This is a genomic window from Microbacterium cremeum (assembly GCF_015277855.1).
In the GTDB taxonomy this organism is placed as follows: Bacteria; Actinomycetota; Actinomycetes; order Actinomycetales; family Microbacteriaceae; genus Microbacterium; species Microbacterium cremeum.
Genome location: NZ_CP063812.1, coordinates 3,657,473 through 3,672,324 on the forward strand (window position 1 = coordinate 3,657,473; position 14,852 = coordinate 3,672,324).

The window sequence follows — 14,852 nt, forward strand, 5'->3', positions numbered from 1 at the left end:
GCCCTAGCGTGGAGGTCACGACTTCGACCAGAGGAGACAGGATGCTGAAGCTGCAGGGCATCACGAAGAGCTACGCGGGTCGTCGCGTGCTCGACGAGGTGTCGTTCGACGTCCGCCCGGGCCGGCTCACCGGCTTCGTCGGTGGGAACGGCGCCGGCAAGACCACGACCATGCGGATCGTGCTGGGCGTGCTCGCCAAGGACGCCGGCACCGTGACGCTCGACGGTGCCGAGGTGACGGCATCCGACCGCCGCCGCTTCGGGTACATGCCCGAGGAGCGCGGCCTGTACCCGAAGATGAAGGTGCTCGAGCACATCGTGTACCTGGCGCGACTGCACGGGTTCTCGAAGACGGATGCCTCGACCCGCGCGACCGCGCTGCTCGAGCAGCTCGGACTCGGCGAGCGCCTCGGCGACAACGTCGAGACGCTGTCGCTGGGCAACCAGCAGCGTGCGCAGATCGCGGCGGCGCTCGTGCACGATCCGCAGGTGCTCATCCTCGACGAGCCCTTCTCGGGTCTCGACCCCCTCGCCGTGGACGTCGTCGCAGCAGTGCTCCAGGAGCGCGCCGCCGCCGGCGCCGCCGTGCTGTTCTCGTCGCACCAGCTCGACGTCGTCGAGCGCCTGTGCGACGACCTCGTCATCATCGCCGGCGGCACGATCCGCGCCGCCGGACCCCGCGACGCCCTGCGCGCCGAGCACTCCACCCGCCGCTACGAGCTCGTCTCGGCGGGCGATGCCGGGTGGCTGCGCACCGAGCCGGGCGTCGAGGTCCTGAGTTTCGACGGCGGCTACGCCGTCTTCGACGCCGACAGCGACGAGACCGCGCAGCGCATCCTGCGCCGCGCGGTCGAGCAGGGCGATGTCGCGAGCTTCGCCCCGCAGCATCCCACCCTCGCCCAGATCTTCAAGGAGGTCATCCAGTGAGCACCGTCCGACCCGCCGAACGGTCGCTCAGCGCCGCGCAGGGCGTGTGGCTCGTCGCCGAGCGAGAGATCGGCTCGAAGCTGCGCAGCAAGGCGTTCGTCATCTCGACCGTGATCCTGCTCGTGGGTGCGCTGGCGCTCGTGATCTGGGCCGGCTTCCAGGCGTCGAACTCGAGCGGCACCCCGGTCGCGGTCACCGCCGACGCCACGCGGTACGTCTCGGCCGTCGACGGCCTCGAGGTCACCGACGTCGCCGACCGCGCCGAGGCCGAAGCGCTCGTCTCGGCCGGCGACGTGGATGCGGCGATCGTCGCCGACGCGTCCTCGCCCACGGGTTTCGCCGTGCTGGCCGACACGAGCGCGCCGACCCAGCTGCTGCTGCAGCTCGCGCAGGTGCCGCCGGTCGAGCTGCTCTCGCCCGACGACGTGAACGCGGCGCTCGGCTACATCGCCGCCATCGGATTCGGCATCGTGTTCCTCTTCGCCGCGTCGATGTTCGGCGGCACCATCGCACAGAGCGTCGTCGAAGAGAAGCAGACGCGTGTGGTCGAGCTGCTCATCTCGGCGATCCCGGTGCGCGTGCTGCTGGCGGGCAAGGTCATCGGCAACACGATCCTCGCCATGGCGCAGATCCTCCTCCTCGCAGCGATCGCGATCGTCGGGCTCACCGTGACCGATCAGACGGCGCTGCTGCAGGGCCTGGGCGCGCCGATCGCGTGGTTCGCGGTGTTCTTCCTGTTCGGGTTCATCCTGCTCGCGTCCCTCTTCGCGGCGGCGGCGTCGATGGTGTCGCGCATGGAGGACATCGGCTCGACGACGACCCCGCTCACGATGCTCATCATGGCGCCCTACTTCCTGGTGATCTTCTTCAACGACAACCCGCTCGTGCTGGCGGTCATGTCGTACGTGCCGTTCTCGGCGCCGGTCGGCATGCCGATGCGCATCTTCCTCGGCGAGGCGCAGTGGTGGGAGCCGCTCGTGTCGCTCGCGATCCTCGTCGCCACGTGCGTCGCCGCGATCCTCGTCGGCGCGCGCATCTACGAGAACTCGCTGCTGCGCATGGGCGGCCGCGTGAAGCTCTCGGAGGCCCTCGCCCGCTGACGCAGGTGACGGATGCCGCGGCCGACGCCCTGCGCGGGACCGCGGCATCCGTCATCTTTCCGCGAGAGTGCACCTGGTGGACGAGAGGTAGGTGGCTTCCCTCCCTCTCGTCCGCCAGGTGCACTCTCGCGGCAGGGGCGGGGCGGGCGCGGCGGGGGCGGGGGCGGGGGGGCGGGGGCGTCAGCGGCGGAGGGCGGCACGCCCGGCATGCCCGACGAGGGCGTCGGCCGCGCGCACCAGAGCGAGGTGCGTGAGGGCCTGCGGCGTGTTGCCGGCGTGGCGGCCGCCCTCGACGTCGTACTCCTCCGAGAGCAGGCCGAGGTCGCTCGCGAGCGCGCACAGCCGATCCATCAGGGCGTTCGCATCGTCGACGCGACCGCTGCTCGCATACTGCTCGACCAGCCAGAACGAGCACGCCAGGAACGGATGCTCGTCGCCCGAGAGACCGTCGACCCCGGCCTCGGTGCGGTAACGCCGCACGAGCCCGTCGCGCAGGAGGGTGCGTTCGATCTCGGCGACCGTGCCGAGCATCCGCGGGTCGTCGTACGCGCAGAAGCCCACCTGCGGGATCAGCAGCAGCGAGGCGTCGACCTCCGTCGACCCGTAGTGCTGCACGAAGTGGCCCCGCGCCGCGTCGTACCCGCGCTGGTCGACTTCGTCGCGGATGCGGTCGCGGGCCTGCGCCCATCGCTCGGCGTCGCCCTCGAGGCCCGTCTCGCGGACAGCCCGGACGCCCCGGTCGAGGGCGGCCCAGATCATCACGCGGGAGTGGGTGAACATCCGGCTCTCGGCGCGGATCTCCCAGATGCCGCGGTCGGGGCGGTCGATCCACTCGATCACCTGCGAGAGCAGCGCGCACTGCAGCGGCCACGAGAAGGAGTCTTCGGCGACTCCGGCCCGGCGCGTGGCCTCCAGCGCCACCATCACCTCGCCGATCACGTCGGCCTGGTACTGGCTCACGGCGCCGTTGCCGATCCGCACCGGTGCGGCGCCGCGGTATCCCGGGAGGCTCGTGAGCTCGCGCTCGGCCAGATCGCGCTCGCCGGCGAGTCCGTACATGATCTGCACGTCCGCGGGGTCCCCCGCGATCGCGCGGAGGAGCCAGCCCCGCCAGCGCTCCGCGACATGGGTGAAGCCGTGCTCGAGCAGGGTCTCGAGGGTGAGGGCGGCGTCGCGCAGCCAGACGTAGCGATAGTCCCAGTTGCGCGACCCGCCGAAGTCCTCCGGCAGCGACGTCGTCGCGGCCGCGACGATCCCCCCGGTGCTCTCGTGCGTGAGCGCCCGCAGCACGAGCAGAGACCGGACGACGTCGTCGTGGTGCGGGCCGTGGTGGTCGATGCGGTCGGCCCAGTCCTGCCACCACGTTCGCGTCGCGGCGAGCGAGCGGTCGACGTCGAGGGGCTCGGGCACATCGTGGTGGGACTTGAACCACGTCAGCGAGAGGTCGACGACCTCGCCCGGACCGACCGTGATCGCGGCGGTATGGGCGTGGTCTACCGGGCGGAGGGCGGCTCCGCGCAGCACCAGCGCATGGGGTCCGGCGATCGCGAGCCCGGTGAGCGGGACGCCGGACACCTGCCGCACCCACGGGAGCGCCTGGGCGTAGTCGAAGCGCAGGCGGACGGTGTCGGTGAACTCGACCGTGCCGGTGACGCCCACGATCCGGCGGACGACGTCGACGCGGTTGCCGTCGATGGGCATGAAGTCGTGCACCTCGGCCACGCCCTCGGCGGTCTCCCACCGCGTCACGAGGATGAAGGTGTCGCCGTCGTAGCGCCGGGTGCTCGTCGCTTCAGGGTCGCTGGGGCGCAGGCTCCAGCATCCGTGGTCCTCCTCGCCGAGCAGCGCCCCGAACACCGAGGGCGAGTCGAAACGCGGCACGCACAGCCAGTCGATGCTGCCCTCCCGTGAGACCAGCGCCGCGGTGCGGCAGCTGCTGAGCAGGGCGTAGTCCTCGATCGGGGCCGGCATCGTCCCGATTGTGGCAAAGAGACGTCCCGCGCGACAGCCCTGCCGCGGCCGGCCGCGTACGGATAGGTTGGGCGCATGCCGCCGCAGACCACGCTCCTGATCCTGGGCGCGTCGGGCGACCTCACGTCGAGGCTGCTGCTGCCGGCGCTCGGCCAGCTGCTCACGCTCGAGCCGCAGCGGCGGATCCGGCTGCGTGGCGCCGGCATGGACGACTGGGACGACGCCCGCTGGCAGCAGGTCGTGCGCGACGCGTTCGCCTCGGCGGGTTTCGCCGACGCGTTCGAGGCGATCGCCGAGACGACGTACCAGCGCGCCGACATCACCGACCCGGGCGACCTCACGACGCTGATGGCCGACCCCGGCGACCGGCTCGCCCTGTACTTCGCGGTGCCGCCGGCCGTCGCGGCCGCCGCGTGCGCGGCGCTCGCGGACGTCGCGATCCCCGAGGGCACGGTGCTCGCGCTCGAGAAGCCGTTCGGCGTCGACGAGCCCAGCGCGCGCCGACTCAACGCGACGGTGGCGCGGCTCGTGCCCGAACAGCAGATCTTCCGCGTCGACCACTTCCTCGGGCGGTCGACGACCCTGAACCTGCTGGGGGTGCGGTTCGCGAACCGCGTGTTCGCGCCGGTGTGGTCGGCGCAGCACATCGCGTCCGTCGTCGTCCGCTACGACGAGACGCTCGGGCTCGAGGGGCGCGCGGGCTACTACGACCACGCCGGCGCGCTCGTGGACATGATCCAGAGCCACCTGCTGCAGGTCATGGCGGTACTCGCCATGGAACCGCCCGCGACCCTGCGCGAAAGAGACCTGCGGGATGCCACGGCCGCGGTGCTGCGGGCGACCCGCGTGTGGGGCGATGACCCCGCGACGGCCTCGCGGCGCGCGCGGTACACGGCGGGCACGGTGGGCGGCCGCCCGCTGCCGGCCTACGTCGACGAGCCCGGAGTGGACGCCGCGCGCGCCACCGAGACCCTCGCCGAGCTCACGTGCGAGGTGCGCAACGAGCGGTGGGAGGGCGTGCCGTTCACGCTGCGCTCGGGCAAAGCGCTCGCGGGCAAGGACGGCGAGGTGGTCGTGACGTTCCGGCGCGTCAACCACGTGCCGGACGGTCTCACCGGAGACGCGCCGGGATCGGTGCTGCGCTTCTCGCTCGGCCCCGACCGCATGGACCTCGAGCTCAACGTCAACGGCGGCGACGACCCGTTCGAGCTCGAGCGCGCACGGCTCGAGGCCGATCTCGGCGCCGGCGCGCTCAAGGCGTACGGCGAGGTGCTGTCGGGCATCCTCGACGCCGACGCGGCGCTCGCGGTGCGCGGCGATGCGGCCGAGGAGTCGTGGCGCATCGTCGACCCGGTGCTCGCCGCCTGGCGCGCGGGCGAGGTCCCGCTCGAGGAGTACGCGGCGGGCTCGCTCGGGCCGGAAGGGTGGCCGAAACTGCCCTGAAGCGGCTCACGAGCCGGCGGACCGGTCGCCGCGGCCATCGAATCGCACGTCGACGAACCGGGGCATCACGGCGGCCGCCTCAGCGTTCGACGAGCACCCCGTCGGCGTCGGCCCACACGTGCCTGCCGGGTGCGAAGACGACGCCCGCGATGGTGACGGGGACGTCGACCTCGCCGACGCCGTCCTTCGCGCTCTTGCGCGGGTTCGATCCGAGCGCCTTGACCCCCAGCGGCAGGGACGCGATCGCATCCCGGTCGCGGATCGCCCCGTGCACGATGAGGCCTGCCCACCCGTTCGCGACGGCCGAGGCGGCGATCAGGTCTCCGACCAGTGCCGACTCGAGCGAGCCCTCGCCGTCGATCACCAGGACGCCGCCGTCGCCGGGCGTCGCGAGCACGGACTTCACCAGCGCGTTGTCGCGATGGCAGCGCACCGTGCGGATCGGCCCGTGGAAGGCGGTGCGCCCGCCGAAGTCGTGCAGCTGCAGCGCGAGCGAGTCGAGATCGTCGCCGCGTTCGTCGTAGAGGTCGGCTGTTGCGATGGCCATGGCGCCACGCTACGCGGCGCGACGCACGGCATGCGGTCGGGAAGTCCGGGAAGATTCGGCCTGTTTCCGCTGCCGTGAAGTCGTGTCCGCTGCGTCAGCCGGATCTCTCGCCGACCGACGAGGGGTTCGCCGGCGGGTTCAGGTCGGGGTGCAGCGCGCTGAAGAACGAGTAGGTGTCGCCGTCGGGGTCGGCGCCGCGCTCCTTGAACTCGTTCAGGAGTGCGTAGAGGCGGTGCTGGAACTCGCTCTTGTGCTCGTCGTTGAGCTTGAGCCCGAGCCACGTCGCGTCGAGATCCTCGTCGGCGACGCCCGCGATCTGCTGGAGGAACGTCTCGACCAGCACGTAGGAGCCCCCGGGCATCGATGTGCGCCACGACAGGCCGGTCGCGCGGTACGGCACCTCGCGAGCCCCCTGCGCACCGCTGCGCTCGGGCTCGGCGGCGAGGAATCCCGTCTGCACGAGCGTGCGAACGTGATGAAGCATCGTGCCGGGGTTGACCCCCAGCAGCTCGGCCAGCTCCTTGTTGGTGCGCGACTCGAACGCGCACAGCCGGAGCACGCGCAGGCGCAGCGGCGAGCTCAGCGCGCGCATGCGTGCCTCGGCCTCGGGATCGCCCCGTCGCAGTTCGATGCGCTCCTCGCGATCCGCGGCCATGGGCTCAGGGTACAAGAGTGATTGACAGTTCTCAATCGGTGGCTACACTGATTGACATGTCCCAATCAGAGGAGCCGGAGGGGCTCGATCCGTCGATCGGCGAAGCCTTCGCCGAGGCCCGCGCCGAGGCGTCGACCCTCACCTCCCGCGCGGGCGCCGACGACGCCGTCGAGGCGGATCAGGATGCCGCGGCACCCCCGCCTCCCACGCCCGCGCCGAAGGGCTCGCTGTGGCGCGACGCCAACTTCCTCACGATGTGGGGCGGCCAGGCGCTCAGCCAGTTCGGGGCGCAGATCACCGAGCTCGCCCTCCCCGTGCTCGCGGTGCTCATCCTCAACGCGACCGAGTGGGAGGTGGGTCTGCTGAACGCGGCGCAGGTCGCGGCGTTCCTCGTGGTCGGGCTGCCGGCCGGCGCATGGATCGACCGCATGCGCAAGCGCCACGTCATGATCTGGGCCGACGCGGTGCGCGCCGTCGCCCTCTCGACGCTGCCGGTGCTGGCAATCCTGGGCGTGCTGGAGATCTGGCACATGATCGTCGTCGCACTCGTCATGGGCGTCGCGACCGTGTTCTTCGACGTGTCGAACCAGAGCCTCATCCCCTCGCTCGTGCGCTCCAACCAGATCGCCGAGGCGAACGGAAAGCTGCAGTCCACCGAGCAGCTGGCGGGCCTGGCCGGTCCGGCTTTCGGCGGGTGGCTCGTCGGCGTGCTGGCGGCGCCGGTCGCGATCTTCATCACGGTCGGCACGTACGTGGCCTCGTTCATCGCGCTGCTGTTCACGCGCGATCACGAGACGCTCCGCGCACCCGAGGAGCACAAGCCGCTCGCCCATGAGATCGGCGAAGGCCTGCGCTGGGTGTTCGACAACCCCCTGCTGCGGCGCATCGTCGGCACCACGGGCGTCGCGAACTTCTTCGGCACGATCGCCACGACGCTCCTGCCGATCTTCGCCCTGCGCGAGCTCGGGCTGACGCCGCAGATGCTCGGCGTGGTGTTCTCGCTGTCGGCGGTCGGGGGCCTCCTCGGCGCGATCGCGACGCCGCGAATCGTCGCGCGCCTCGGCGAGGCGCGCGCCATCCCGGTCAGCGCGATCGCGTTCTCGCTGGCCCCGTTCTTCCTGCCGGCCATATCGCTCGTGCCCGCCCTGGCGTTCCCGCTGCTGGTCATCCAGTTCTTCCTGATGAGCTTCACGATCCTGCTGTACAACATCACGCAGGTGACCTTCCGCCAGCGCATCACGCCACCGCGCCTCCTCGGTCGCATGAACGCGTCGATCCGCTTCGTAGTGTGGGGCGTCATGCCGATCGGCGCCCTGCTCGCGGGCGCGCTCGGCACGTGGATCGGCACGGTCCCCACGCTGTGGCTCGCTGCGACGGGCGAACTGCTGGCGTGCCTCTTCGTCGTCATCGGACCGTTCTGGGGACTGCGCGAACTGCCCGACGCCCACGCCGAGCACGCGTCCGAGTCGCCCTGATCCGCCGCGGCGGACACCGCGCGAAACCGGTAACCCGCCGGGAGACATCGCGCAACCTCTGCCGCGGCGACGCCTCGCCGTGCTTAGGTTGCAGCATGACGGCCCGCATCGTGTCGATCGGCACCGCTGTTCCCCCCACGAGGATCGCGCAGGAGAACGTGCGCGACCTCTTCGCGGGCCAGCCCGGTCTCGACCGCCTCACGCGCCGACGCGTCCACGCCGCGTTCGGCGCCTCCGCGATCGAGCACCGGCACACCGTGCTCACCGAGCTCGGCGATCCCGGGTCGCGCGACGGGTCGGCCCCGCGGTTCCTCGACGGCGCGCGCACCCTCCTTGCCCCGACGACCGGCGAGCGCAACGACCTCTACACCCGCGTCGCGCCGCCGCTGTCGGCGGCCGCCGCCACTCAGGCGCTGACGGATGCCGGCATCGCGGCATCCGTCGTCACCCACGTCGTCACCGTCTCGTGCACGGGCTTCTTCGCCCCGGGGCCCGACTACCGGCTCGTGCGCGACCTCGGCCTGCCCGCCACGGTCGAGCGCTACCACCTGGGCTTCATCGGCTGCGCGGCCGCCCTGCCCGCGCTCCGGCTGGCCGCGCGGCTCGCGCGCGCCCAGCCCGACGCCGTCGTGCTCGTGGTGTGCACCGAACTCTGCTCGCTGCACGTGCGCGCCTCGGACGACCCGCAGCAGATCGTCGCGGCATCCGTCTTCGCCGACGGCGCGGCCGCCGCCGTCGTGACCGCCGCCGACGTCGGGCGCGCCGGCGGCCTCGAGCTCGACCGGTTCGGCACCGCTCTGACCGACGAGGGCGAGAGTGACATGGTGTGGACGATCGGCGACCACGGGTTCGAGATGGTGCTGTCGGCCGAGGTGCCCCGCATCATCGGGCGCGAGATCCGCGGCGCGGTCGACCGGTTCGTCGGCGATGACCGGCCGCCGGACGTGTGGGCCGTGCACCCCGGCGGACGCAGCGTGCTCGACCGCGTCGAGTCGGGGCTCGCCCTCGCCCCGGAGGCTCTCGACGCCTCGCGCACGGTGCTGCGGGACTACGGCAACATGTCGAGCGTCACGATCCTGTTCATCCTGCGCGCCCTGCTGCGCGACGACGCGGTGGCAGACGGGGCCCGCGTCGCCGGGCTCGCGTTCGGCCCGGGCCTGACCGTCGAGTCCGCGATGCTGACCAAGCGCGCGCAGGTGCCGTCCGCCGCTGCCGCGGGGACGCCCGCCGCCGTCGCGGTCCCGGCATGACGGGCGTGCGATGACGCTCACGGCCCGCGACGAGGCTCTCACCGAGCTGATGGACGACCCCGACTGCGACCCCGCGCGCCTGGACGCGACGCTGCGCCGCTTCGACACCGTGAACCGGCTCGTCGCGGGGTGGGGCACGGTGTACCGGTCGACGCTGGGCCCGTACCTCGCATCGCTCTCGCGACCGGCCCGCGTCCTCGACCTCGGATCGGGTGGGGGCGACATCGTCGTGCGCCTGGCCGATGCCGCCCGGCGCGACGGCCTCGACGTCGCCTGGACGGGTGCGGATCCCGACGCGCGTTCGCACCGGGCCGCGCTCGCACGCCGGCGCCCGCCCGAGGTGACGTTCCGGTGCACGGATGCCGCGGCCCTCGTCGCCGAGGGCGATGCGTTCGATGCGGTGCTGTCGAACCACGTGCTGCATCACCTGGGCGACCAGCTGCCGGCGTTCCTGTCGGCTTCGTCCCTGCTCTCGCGCGGCATCGTGCTGCACAGCGACATCGCCCGCAGCCGGCTCGCGTACGGACTGTACGCCGTGGGCATCACACCGCTCGCGCCCGGCACGTTCCTGCGCACCGACGGCCTGCGCTCGATCCGCCGCAGCTACACGCGCAGCGAGCTCGCCGAGGTGCTCGCCCGCGAGATGCCCGGCGTGTGGTCGGTGTCCGAGCCGGTGCCGTTCCGCCTGCTGGTGCAGGGGCCGGGGCGTGGCTGAGGTCACCGTCGTCGGCGCCGGGCCGGTCGGCCTGCTGCTCGCCGGCGACCTCGCCCGGCGCGGAGTCGACGTCGAGGTGCTGGAGCGTCGAGCCGCGGCCGGCGGCGGAACGCGGGCGATCGGCATCCACGCTCCCGTGCTCGCGGCGCTCGAGGACGCCGGCGTCACCGAGCGGCTGCTCGAGGACGCCGTGCGCGTCCGCCGCGGCGAGGCGCGCAGCGGAGGCCGCCTGCTCGGCGTGGTGCGGTTCGACCGGGTGGCGACGAGGTTCCCGTTCGTCGCGACGCTGCCGCAGGCGGCGACCGAGGCCGTGCTCGCCGCCGATGCGCCCGAACCGCGACGCGGCGCGAACGTCATGGCCGTGCTGCCCGCGGCGGGCGGCGTGCGGGTGCGCGCGGGCCTCGGCGGGCGGCCGATCGAGCTCGACAGCCGGTTCGTCGTCGTCGCCGCCGGGGCCGGCGGGCGCGGCCTGGTGTACCGGCCCGAGGCGCTGCGCCCGCGGGAGTACCGCGACCGGTACCTGATGACGGATGCCGCGGCCGGCGCCCGCACCGACGACCGCGCCGCCGACGCCGAGGTCGCGGTCGTGCACCTCGATCCGGGCGGCGTGCTCGAGTCCTTCCCGCTGCCCGGCGGCGTGCGGCGGTTCGTCGCGTGGGACGACCCGCGGGCCTCGGCGGATCCGGCCTCGCGGGTGCGGCGCTTGCGCGCCGCGCTGGAGCGCCGGGGCGAGTCGGCCGCCGACGCCGTCGAGGACGCGACGTCCTTCGGCGTGCGCCGTTTCGTCGCGCCGCGCCTGCGCAACGGACGGGTGTTCGTGATCGGCGACACCGCGCACGAGGTGAGCCCGATCGGCGGTCAGGGCATGAACCTCGGCCTGCTGGACGCCGCGACGCTCGCGCCGCTGCTGGCGCGGTGGGTGCGCACCGGCGAGGCCCCCGAGCCCGAGCTGCAGCGGTGGGAGCGCCGGCGCGTGCGCTCCGCACGGGCGGCGGCGCGGCTGGCGTGGGCGAACACGGCGCTGGGCCGCGCGATGCCGGGGGTCCTCGACGGCGCGCGGCGCACCACGGTGCGCGCGATGCTCGCGGCTCCGTTCGACCGAGTGTTCGCCCGCGCCTACGCCATGGGCTTCGACGCCGACGCCTGAGCCCGGGCGCCGCTCGCGGCGGCGGGCCGGGCGGGGCGCGGCTCCGGGCTGGGGCGGGGCGGGGCTCGCGGCGGGTGGCTCGCGGCGGGTGGGCCGGGGCGGGTGGGTCGGGGCGAGGGGGTCGGGGCGAGGCGAGGTCGCCCGAGGCAGTCGAGAAACCACATCCCCGTCGAGAAACCACACGCCGGGGCGAGTCTCAACCTCCGCGTGGTTTCTCAACCTCTACGTGGTTTCTCAACCTCCGCGTGGTTCCTCAACCCCCAGGGCGAGTCTCAACCTCCGCGTGGTTCCTCAACCTCCGCATGGTTCCTCAACCTCCGTGGGGTTCCTCAACGCCCGGCGAGCATGCCGCCCGACACGACGAGCTGCGCGGCGAGAAGCAGTGCTGCGAGCATCACGAGGCGGAAGAGCATGCGCGACGGAGGCCGGGTCGCCACGAGCCATGCGGTCGCCCCGGCGACCACCACGACGGCGGCGAAGAACACCCACGACACCGGTGCCACCGCGGCGAGCTCGCCGCCGGCGGCACCGAGGAGCACCGCGAGCGCGCCGGTCGCCACGGCGAGCGCGGCGACGACCGCCGAAGCACGGGCACCGAGGCGATGCGGCAGCCCCCGCACCCCGGTCCGCGCATCGTCGGAGAGGTCGGGCAGCACGTTCGTGAGGTGCACCGCGGCACCGAGCGCGGCGCCCGCGATCCACGCCCATCCGGCCGCGAACGCCGGGGGCTCGGCCGAGAGCGTCGCGAGCGACGGGAACACGCCGAAGCTGACCAGGAACGGCGCGATCGACCACGCCGTCGACTTCAGGCCCACGTTGTACGCCCACGCCGAACCGAGCGTCAGGGCGTGTGCCGCCAGCATCCGCCATCCCAGCGGAGCCGACAGCGCCAGCGCGGCGGCGAGGGCGACGGATGCCGCGATCCACGCCGCCCGCACCGACGCGTCGCCGCGGGCCAGGGGCTTGTCACTGCGCCCCACGGCGCGATCCCGCGGCGCGTCGACGGCGTCGTTCGAGATGCCGACCGAGAGCTGGCCCGCGAAGACCGCGAGCGTCAGCAGCGCGAGGCGCCAGGGCGGGAGCCCGATCGCCAGGCCGAGGGCGAAGGCGAGCGCCGTGACGACGAGCGTGGGTCCCGGGTGGGACGATCCCCACAGGGCTCGGAGCGTGCGCACGCTCGATGCTCTCACGCACCGCCCCGCCGAGCCCCACCCCGAGTGCGAAAACACCAGTCCGTCACCACGACACGCCGACGACGGATGCCCCACCCCGGCGTGTCCCGTCACCGACCGGTGTTTCCGCAAGGCGGAACCCACCCGGCGGGCTCAGTCGTCGAGGAGCTCGGCCTCGATGACCTCGTCCTCGTCCTCCGTCTCGGGCGCCGCGGCCGGGCCGTCGCTGGTCAGCGCCAGGTGCGAGCCGTCGGCTTCGACATCCACCCGCACCACATCGCCGTCGCGCACGCCGCCCGACAGCAGGCCCATCGCGAGGCGGTCCTGGATCTCGGACTGGATGAGCCGGCGCAGCGGCCGGGCGCCGAACACCGGGTCGTACCCGCGCTCGGCGAGCCACGCGCGCGCGTCGGGCGTGACGGCGAGAGTCAGGCGCCGCTCGTGCAGACGCCGCTGCAGGGCGTCGACGGCGAGCTCGACGATCTGGGCGAGGTCGTCCTCGGTGAGCGCCTGGAACACGACGATGTCGTCGAGCCGGTTGACGAACTCCGGCTTGAACGCCTGCCGCACGAGACCCTGCACCTGCTCGCGCTTCTGCTCGAACGAGAGCGTCGGGTCGATGAGGATCGGCGAGCCGAGGTTCGACGTCAGGATCAGGATGACGTTCTTGAAGTCCACCGTCCGGCCCTGCCCGTCGGTGAGGCGCCCGTCGTCCATGACCTGCAGCAGCACGTCGAAGACCTCCGGGTGGGCCTTCTCGACCTCGTCGAGCAGCACGACGCTGTAGGGCCGGCGCCGCACCGCCTCGGTCAGCTGGCCGCCCTGCTCGTAGCCGATGTAGCCGGGAGGGGCGCCGACCAGCCGCGAGACGGAGTGCTTCTCGCCGTACTCCGACATGTCGATGCGCACCATGGCGTGCTCGTCGTCGAAGAGGAACTCGGCGAGCGCCTTGGCGAGCTCGGTCTTTCCGACACCCGTCGGCCCGAGGAACAGGAACGAGCCTGTCGGGCGGTTGGGGTCGCTGATGCCGGCGCGCGAGCGGCGGACCGCGTCGGACACCGCCTTCACGGCATCCCGCTGCCCGATGATGCGCTTGCCGAGCTCGGCCTCGAGATGCAGCAGCTTCTCGGTCTCGCCCTGCAGCAGTCGCCCGACCGGGATACCCGTCCACGCCGCGATGACCGCGGCGATGTCTTCGTCGGTCACCTGCTCGTTGACCATGCGCTCCTCGGCGGGGTCGGCCTCCGCGCTCTCGGCCGCGTCGAGCTCGGCCTGCAGCTGCTTGATGGTCTCGTACTCGAGGCGCGACGCCTTCGCGTAGTCGGCGGCCCGCAGCGCCTGATCGCGCTCGGTGATGGCGGTGTCGAGCCGCTTCTTGAGGTCGCCGACGCGGTTCAGTCCCGCGCGTTCGCGCTCCCACCGGGCCTCGAGCTGCGTCAGCTCGGACTCGGACTGCCGCATCTGCTCGCGCAGCTTCGCCAGCCGCTCCTTCGAGGCGTCGTCCTTCTCCTTCTTCAGCGCGAGCTCTTCGAGCCGCATCCGGTCGACCTGGCGGCGGAGCTGGTCGATCTCGACGGGGCTGGAGTCGATCTCCATCTTGAGGCGGCTCATCGCCTCGTCGATGAGGTCGATCGCCTTGTCGGGCAGCTGCCGGCTCGGGATGTAGCGGTTGCTCATCGATGCCGCCGCGACGAGCGCGCCGTCGGTGATCGTGACGCCGTGGTGCGCCTCGTAGCGGCCCTTCAGGCCGCGCAGGATCGCCACGGTGTCCTCGACGCTCGGCTCGCCGACGTAGACCTGCTGGAAGCGGCGCTCGAGCGCGGCATCCTTCTCGATGAACTCGCGGTACTCGTTGAGCGTGGTCGCGCCGATCATGCGCAGCTCGCCGCGCGCGAGCATGGGCTTGAGCATGTTGGACGCCGCGACCGAGCCCTCGCCGCCGCCCGCACCCATGAGCACGTGCAGCTCGTCGATGAACGTGATGATGCGCCCGTCGGACTCGGTGATCTCTTTCAGCACGCCCTTGAGGCGCTCCTCGAACTGACCGCGGTACATCGCTCCGGCGACGAGCGCCGAGATGTCGAGGGTGACGAGCTCCTTGTCTTTCAGCGACTCGGCGACGTCGCCCGCGACGATGCGCTGCGCGAGCCCCTCGACGACGGCCGTCTTGCCGACACCGGGCTCGCCGATGAGCACGGGGTTGTTCTTGGTGCGGCGGGTCAGCACCTGGCTGACACGGCGGATCTCGCTGTCGCGACCGATGACGGGATCGAGCTTGCCCTGCCGGGCGCGGTCGGTGAGGTTGATCCCGAACTGCTCGAGGGCGCTCTGCTGCTCCTCCTGCCCGGGCATGGGTTGTGCGTTCATTCGTTCTCCTGGAAGTCTGTGCTCACGAAACTTGAGTCGTGCGGGCTCAAGTTTAGCAAAGCGAACGCTGCGGCGGTAGGGGCG

Annotated in this window: 12 protein-coding genes; 7 read left to right on the forward strand and 5 right to left on the reverse strand. The window is 72.5% G+C overall.

What is annotated here, in order from left to right:
- The first annotated feature begins 41 nt into the window (after window positions 1–41).
- Both IM778_RS16340 and IM778_RS16345 read left to right on the forward strand, forming a co-directional pair.
- Window positions 42–926 carry an ABC transporter ATP-binding protein gene (locus tag IM778_RS16340; RefSeq protein WP_194409862.1) on the forward strand — a complete coding sequence of 295 codons (885 nt, stop codon included), beginning with the start codon at window positions 42–44 and terminating at the stop codon, window positions 924–926.
- On the forward strand, window positions 923–2,026 hold the full coding sequence (locus tag IM778_RS16345) for an ABC transporter permease (protein ID WP_194409863.1): 1,104 nt from the start codon (window positions 923–925) through the stop codon (window positions 2,024–2,026). Before IM778_RS16340 ends, IM778_RS16345 begins: the two co-directional genes overlap by 4 nt.
- A gap of 180 nt (window positions 2,027–2,206) precedes the next feature.
- Here IM778_RS16345 and IM778_RS16350 read toward each other — a convergent pair whose 3' ends face one another.
- Window positions 2,207–3,997 carry a glycoside hydrolase family 15 protein gene (locus tag IM778_RS16350; protein WP_194409864.1) on the reverse strand — a complete coding sequence of 597 codons (1,791 nt, stop codon included), beginning with the start codon at window positions 3,995–3,997 and terminating at the stop codon, window positions 2,207–2,209.
- 75 nt (window positions 3,998–4,072) lie between these two features.
- Between IM778_RS16350 and IM778_RS16355 the strand changes: the two genes are divergently transcribed.
- Window positions 4,073–5,440 carry a glucose-6-phosphate dehydrogenase gene (locus IM778_RS16355; protein WP_194409865.1) on the forward strand — a complete coding sequence of 456 codons (1,368 nt, stop codon included), beginning with the start codon at window positions 4,073–4,075 and terminating at the stop codon, window positions 5,438–5,440.
- Window positions 5,441–5,519: 79 nt separating this feature from the next.
- Here IM778_RS16355 and rraA read toward each other — a convergent pair whose 3' ends face one another.
- A complete protein-coding gene (rraA, locus tag IM778_RS16360) occupies window positions 5,520–5,987 on the reverse strand; it encodes a ribonuclease E activity regulator RraA (RefSeq protein ID WP_194409866.1) in 468 nt (155 codons plus the stop codon).
- A 94-nt stretch (window positions 5,988–6,081) separates the two neighbouring features.
- Entirely contained in the window at window positions 6,082–6,642 is a 561-nt protein-coding gene (locus tag IM778_RS16365) for a winged helix-turn-helix domain-containing protein (RefSeq protein WP_194409867.1), read from the reverse strand.
- Between the two features lie 56 nt (window positions 6,643–6,698).
- Between IM778_RS16365 and IM778_RS16370 the strand changes: the two genes are divergently transcribed.
- The 4 genes from IM778_RS16370 (at window position 6,699) to IM778_RS16385 (ending at window position 11,229) form a co-directional block, all read left to right on the forward strand.
- Window positions 6,699–8,117, forward strand: a complete 1,419-nt coding sequence (locus IM778_RS16370) for an MFS transporter (RefSeq protein WP_194409868.1) — start codon at window positions 6,699–6,701, stop codon at window positions 8,115–8,117.
- 95 nt (window positions 8,118–8,212) lie between these two features.
- Window positions 8,213–9,367: a type III polyketide synthase gene (locus IM778_RS16375; RefSeq protein ID WP_194409869.1), complete on the forward strand. Its 1,155-nt coding sequence runs from the start codon at window positions 8,213–8,215 to the stop codon at window positions 9,365–9,367.
- Between the two features lie 10 nt (window positions 9,368–9,377).
- A complete protein-coding gene (locus tag IM778_RS16380; RefSeq protein WP_194409870.1) occupies window positions 9,378–10,082 on the forward strand; it encodes a methyltransferase domain-containing protein in 705 nt (234 codons plus the stop codon).
- On the forward strand, window positions 10,075–11,229 hold the full coding sequence (locus IM778_RS16385; protein ID WP_194409871.1) for an FAD-dependent oxidoreductase: 1,155 nt from the start codon (window positions 10,075–10,077) through the stop codon (window positions 11,227–11,229). The genes IM778_RS16380 and IM778_RS16385 overlap by 8 nt, the downstream gene beginning before the upstream one ends.
- 329 nt (window positions 11,230–11,558) lie before the next feature.
- Here the strand turns inward: IM778_RS16385 and IM778_RS16390 are convergent, their stop codons facing one another.
- Together IM778_RS16390 and IM778_RS16395 are read right to left on the reverse strand one after the other, a co-directional pair.
- Window positions 11,559–12,404, reverse strand: coding sequence for a UbiA family prenyltransferase (locus tag IM778_RS16390; RefSeq protein ID WP_194409872.1), 846 nt, complete (start codon window positions 12,402–12,404; stop codon window positions 11,559–11,561).
- Between the two features lie 150 nt (window positions 12,405–12,554).
- The gene (locus IM778_RS16395; protein ID WP_194409873.1) at window positions 12,555–14,768 is read right to left on the reverse strand and encodes an ATP-dependent Clp protease ATP-binding subunit; all 2,214 of its coding nucleotides are present in this window, start codon (window positions 14,766–14,768) and stop codon (window positions 12,555–12,557) included.
- Window positions 14,769–14,852 lie beyond the last annotated feature (84 nt).

Coding starts and splice junctions, on each gene's coding strand:
- IM778_RS16340 (WP_194409862.1), top strand. CDS start 42: ATGCTGAAGCTGCAGGGCATCACGAAGAGCTACGCGGGTCGTCGCGTG.
- IM778_RS16350 (WP_194409864.1), bottom strand. CDS start 3,997: ATGCCGGCCCCGATCGAGGACTACGCCCTGCTCAGCAGCTGCCGCACC.
- IM778_RS16355 (WP_194409865.1), top strand. CDS start 4,073: ATGCCGCCGCAGACCACGCTCCTGATCCTGGGCGCGTCGGGCGACCTC.
- rraA (WP_194409866.1), bottom strand. CDS start 5,987: ATGGCCATCGCAACAGCCGACCTCTACGACGAACGCGGCGACGATCTC.
- IM778_RS16365 (WP_194409867.1), bottom strand. CDS start 6,642: ATGGCCGCGGATCGCGAGGAGCGCATCGAACTGCGACGGGGCGATCCC.
- IM778_RS16370 (WP_194409868.1), top strand. CDS start 6,699: ATGTCCCAATCAGAGGAGCCGGAGGGGCTCGATCCGTCGATCGGCGAA.
- IM778_RS16375 (WP_194409869.1), top strand. CDS start 8,213: ATGACGGCCCGCATCGTGTCGATCGGCACCGCTGTTCCCCCCACGAGG.
- IM778_RS16380 (WP_194409870.1), top strand. CDS start 9,378: ATGACGCTCACGGCCCGCGACGAGGCTCTCACCGAGCTGATGGACGAC.
- IM778_RS16395 (WP_194409873.1), bottom strand. CDS start 14,768: ATGAACGCACAACCCATGCCCGGGCAGGAGGAGCAGCAGAGCGCCCTC.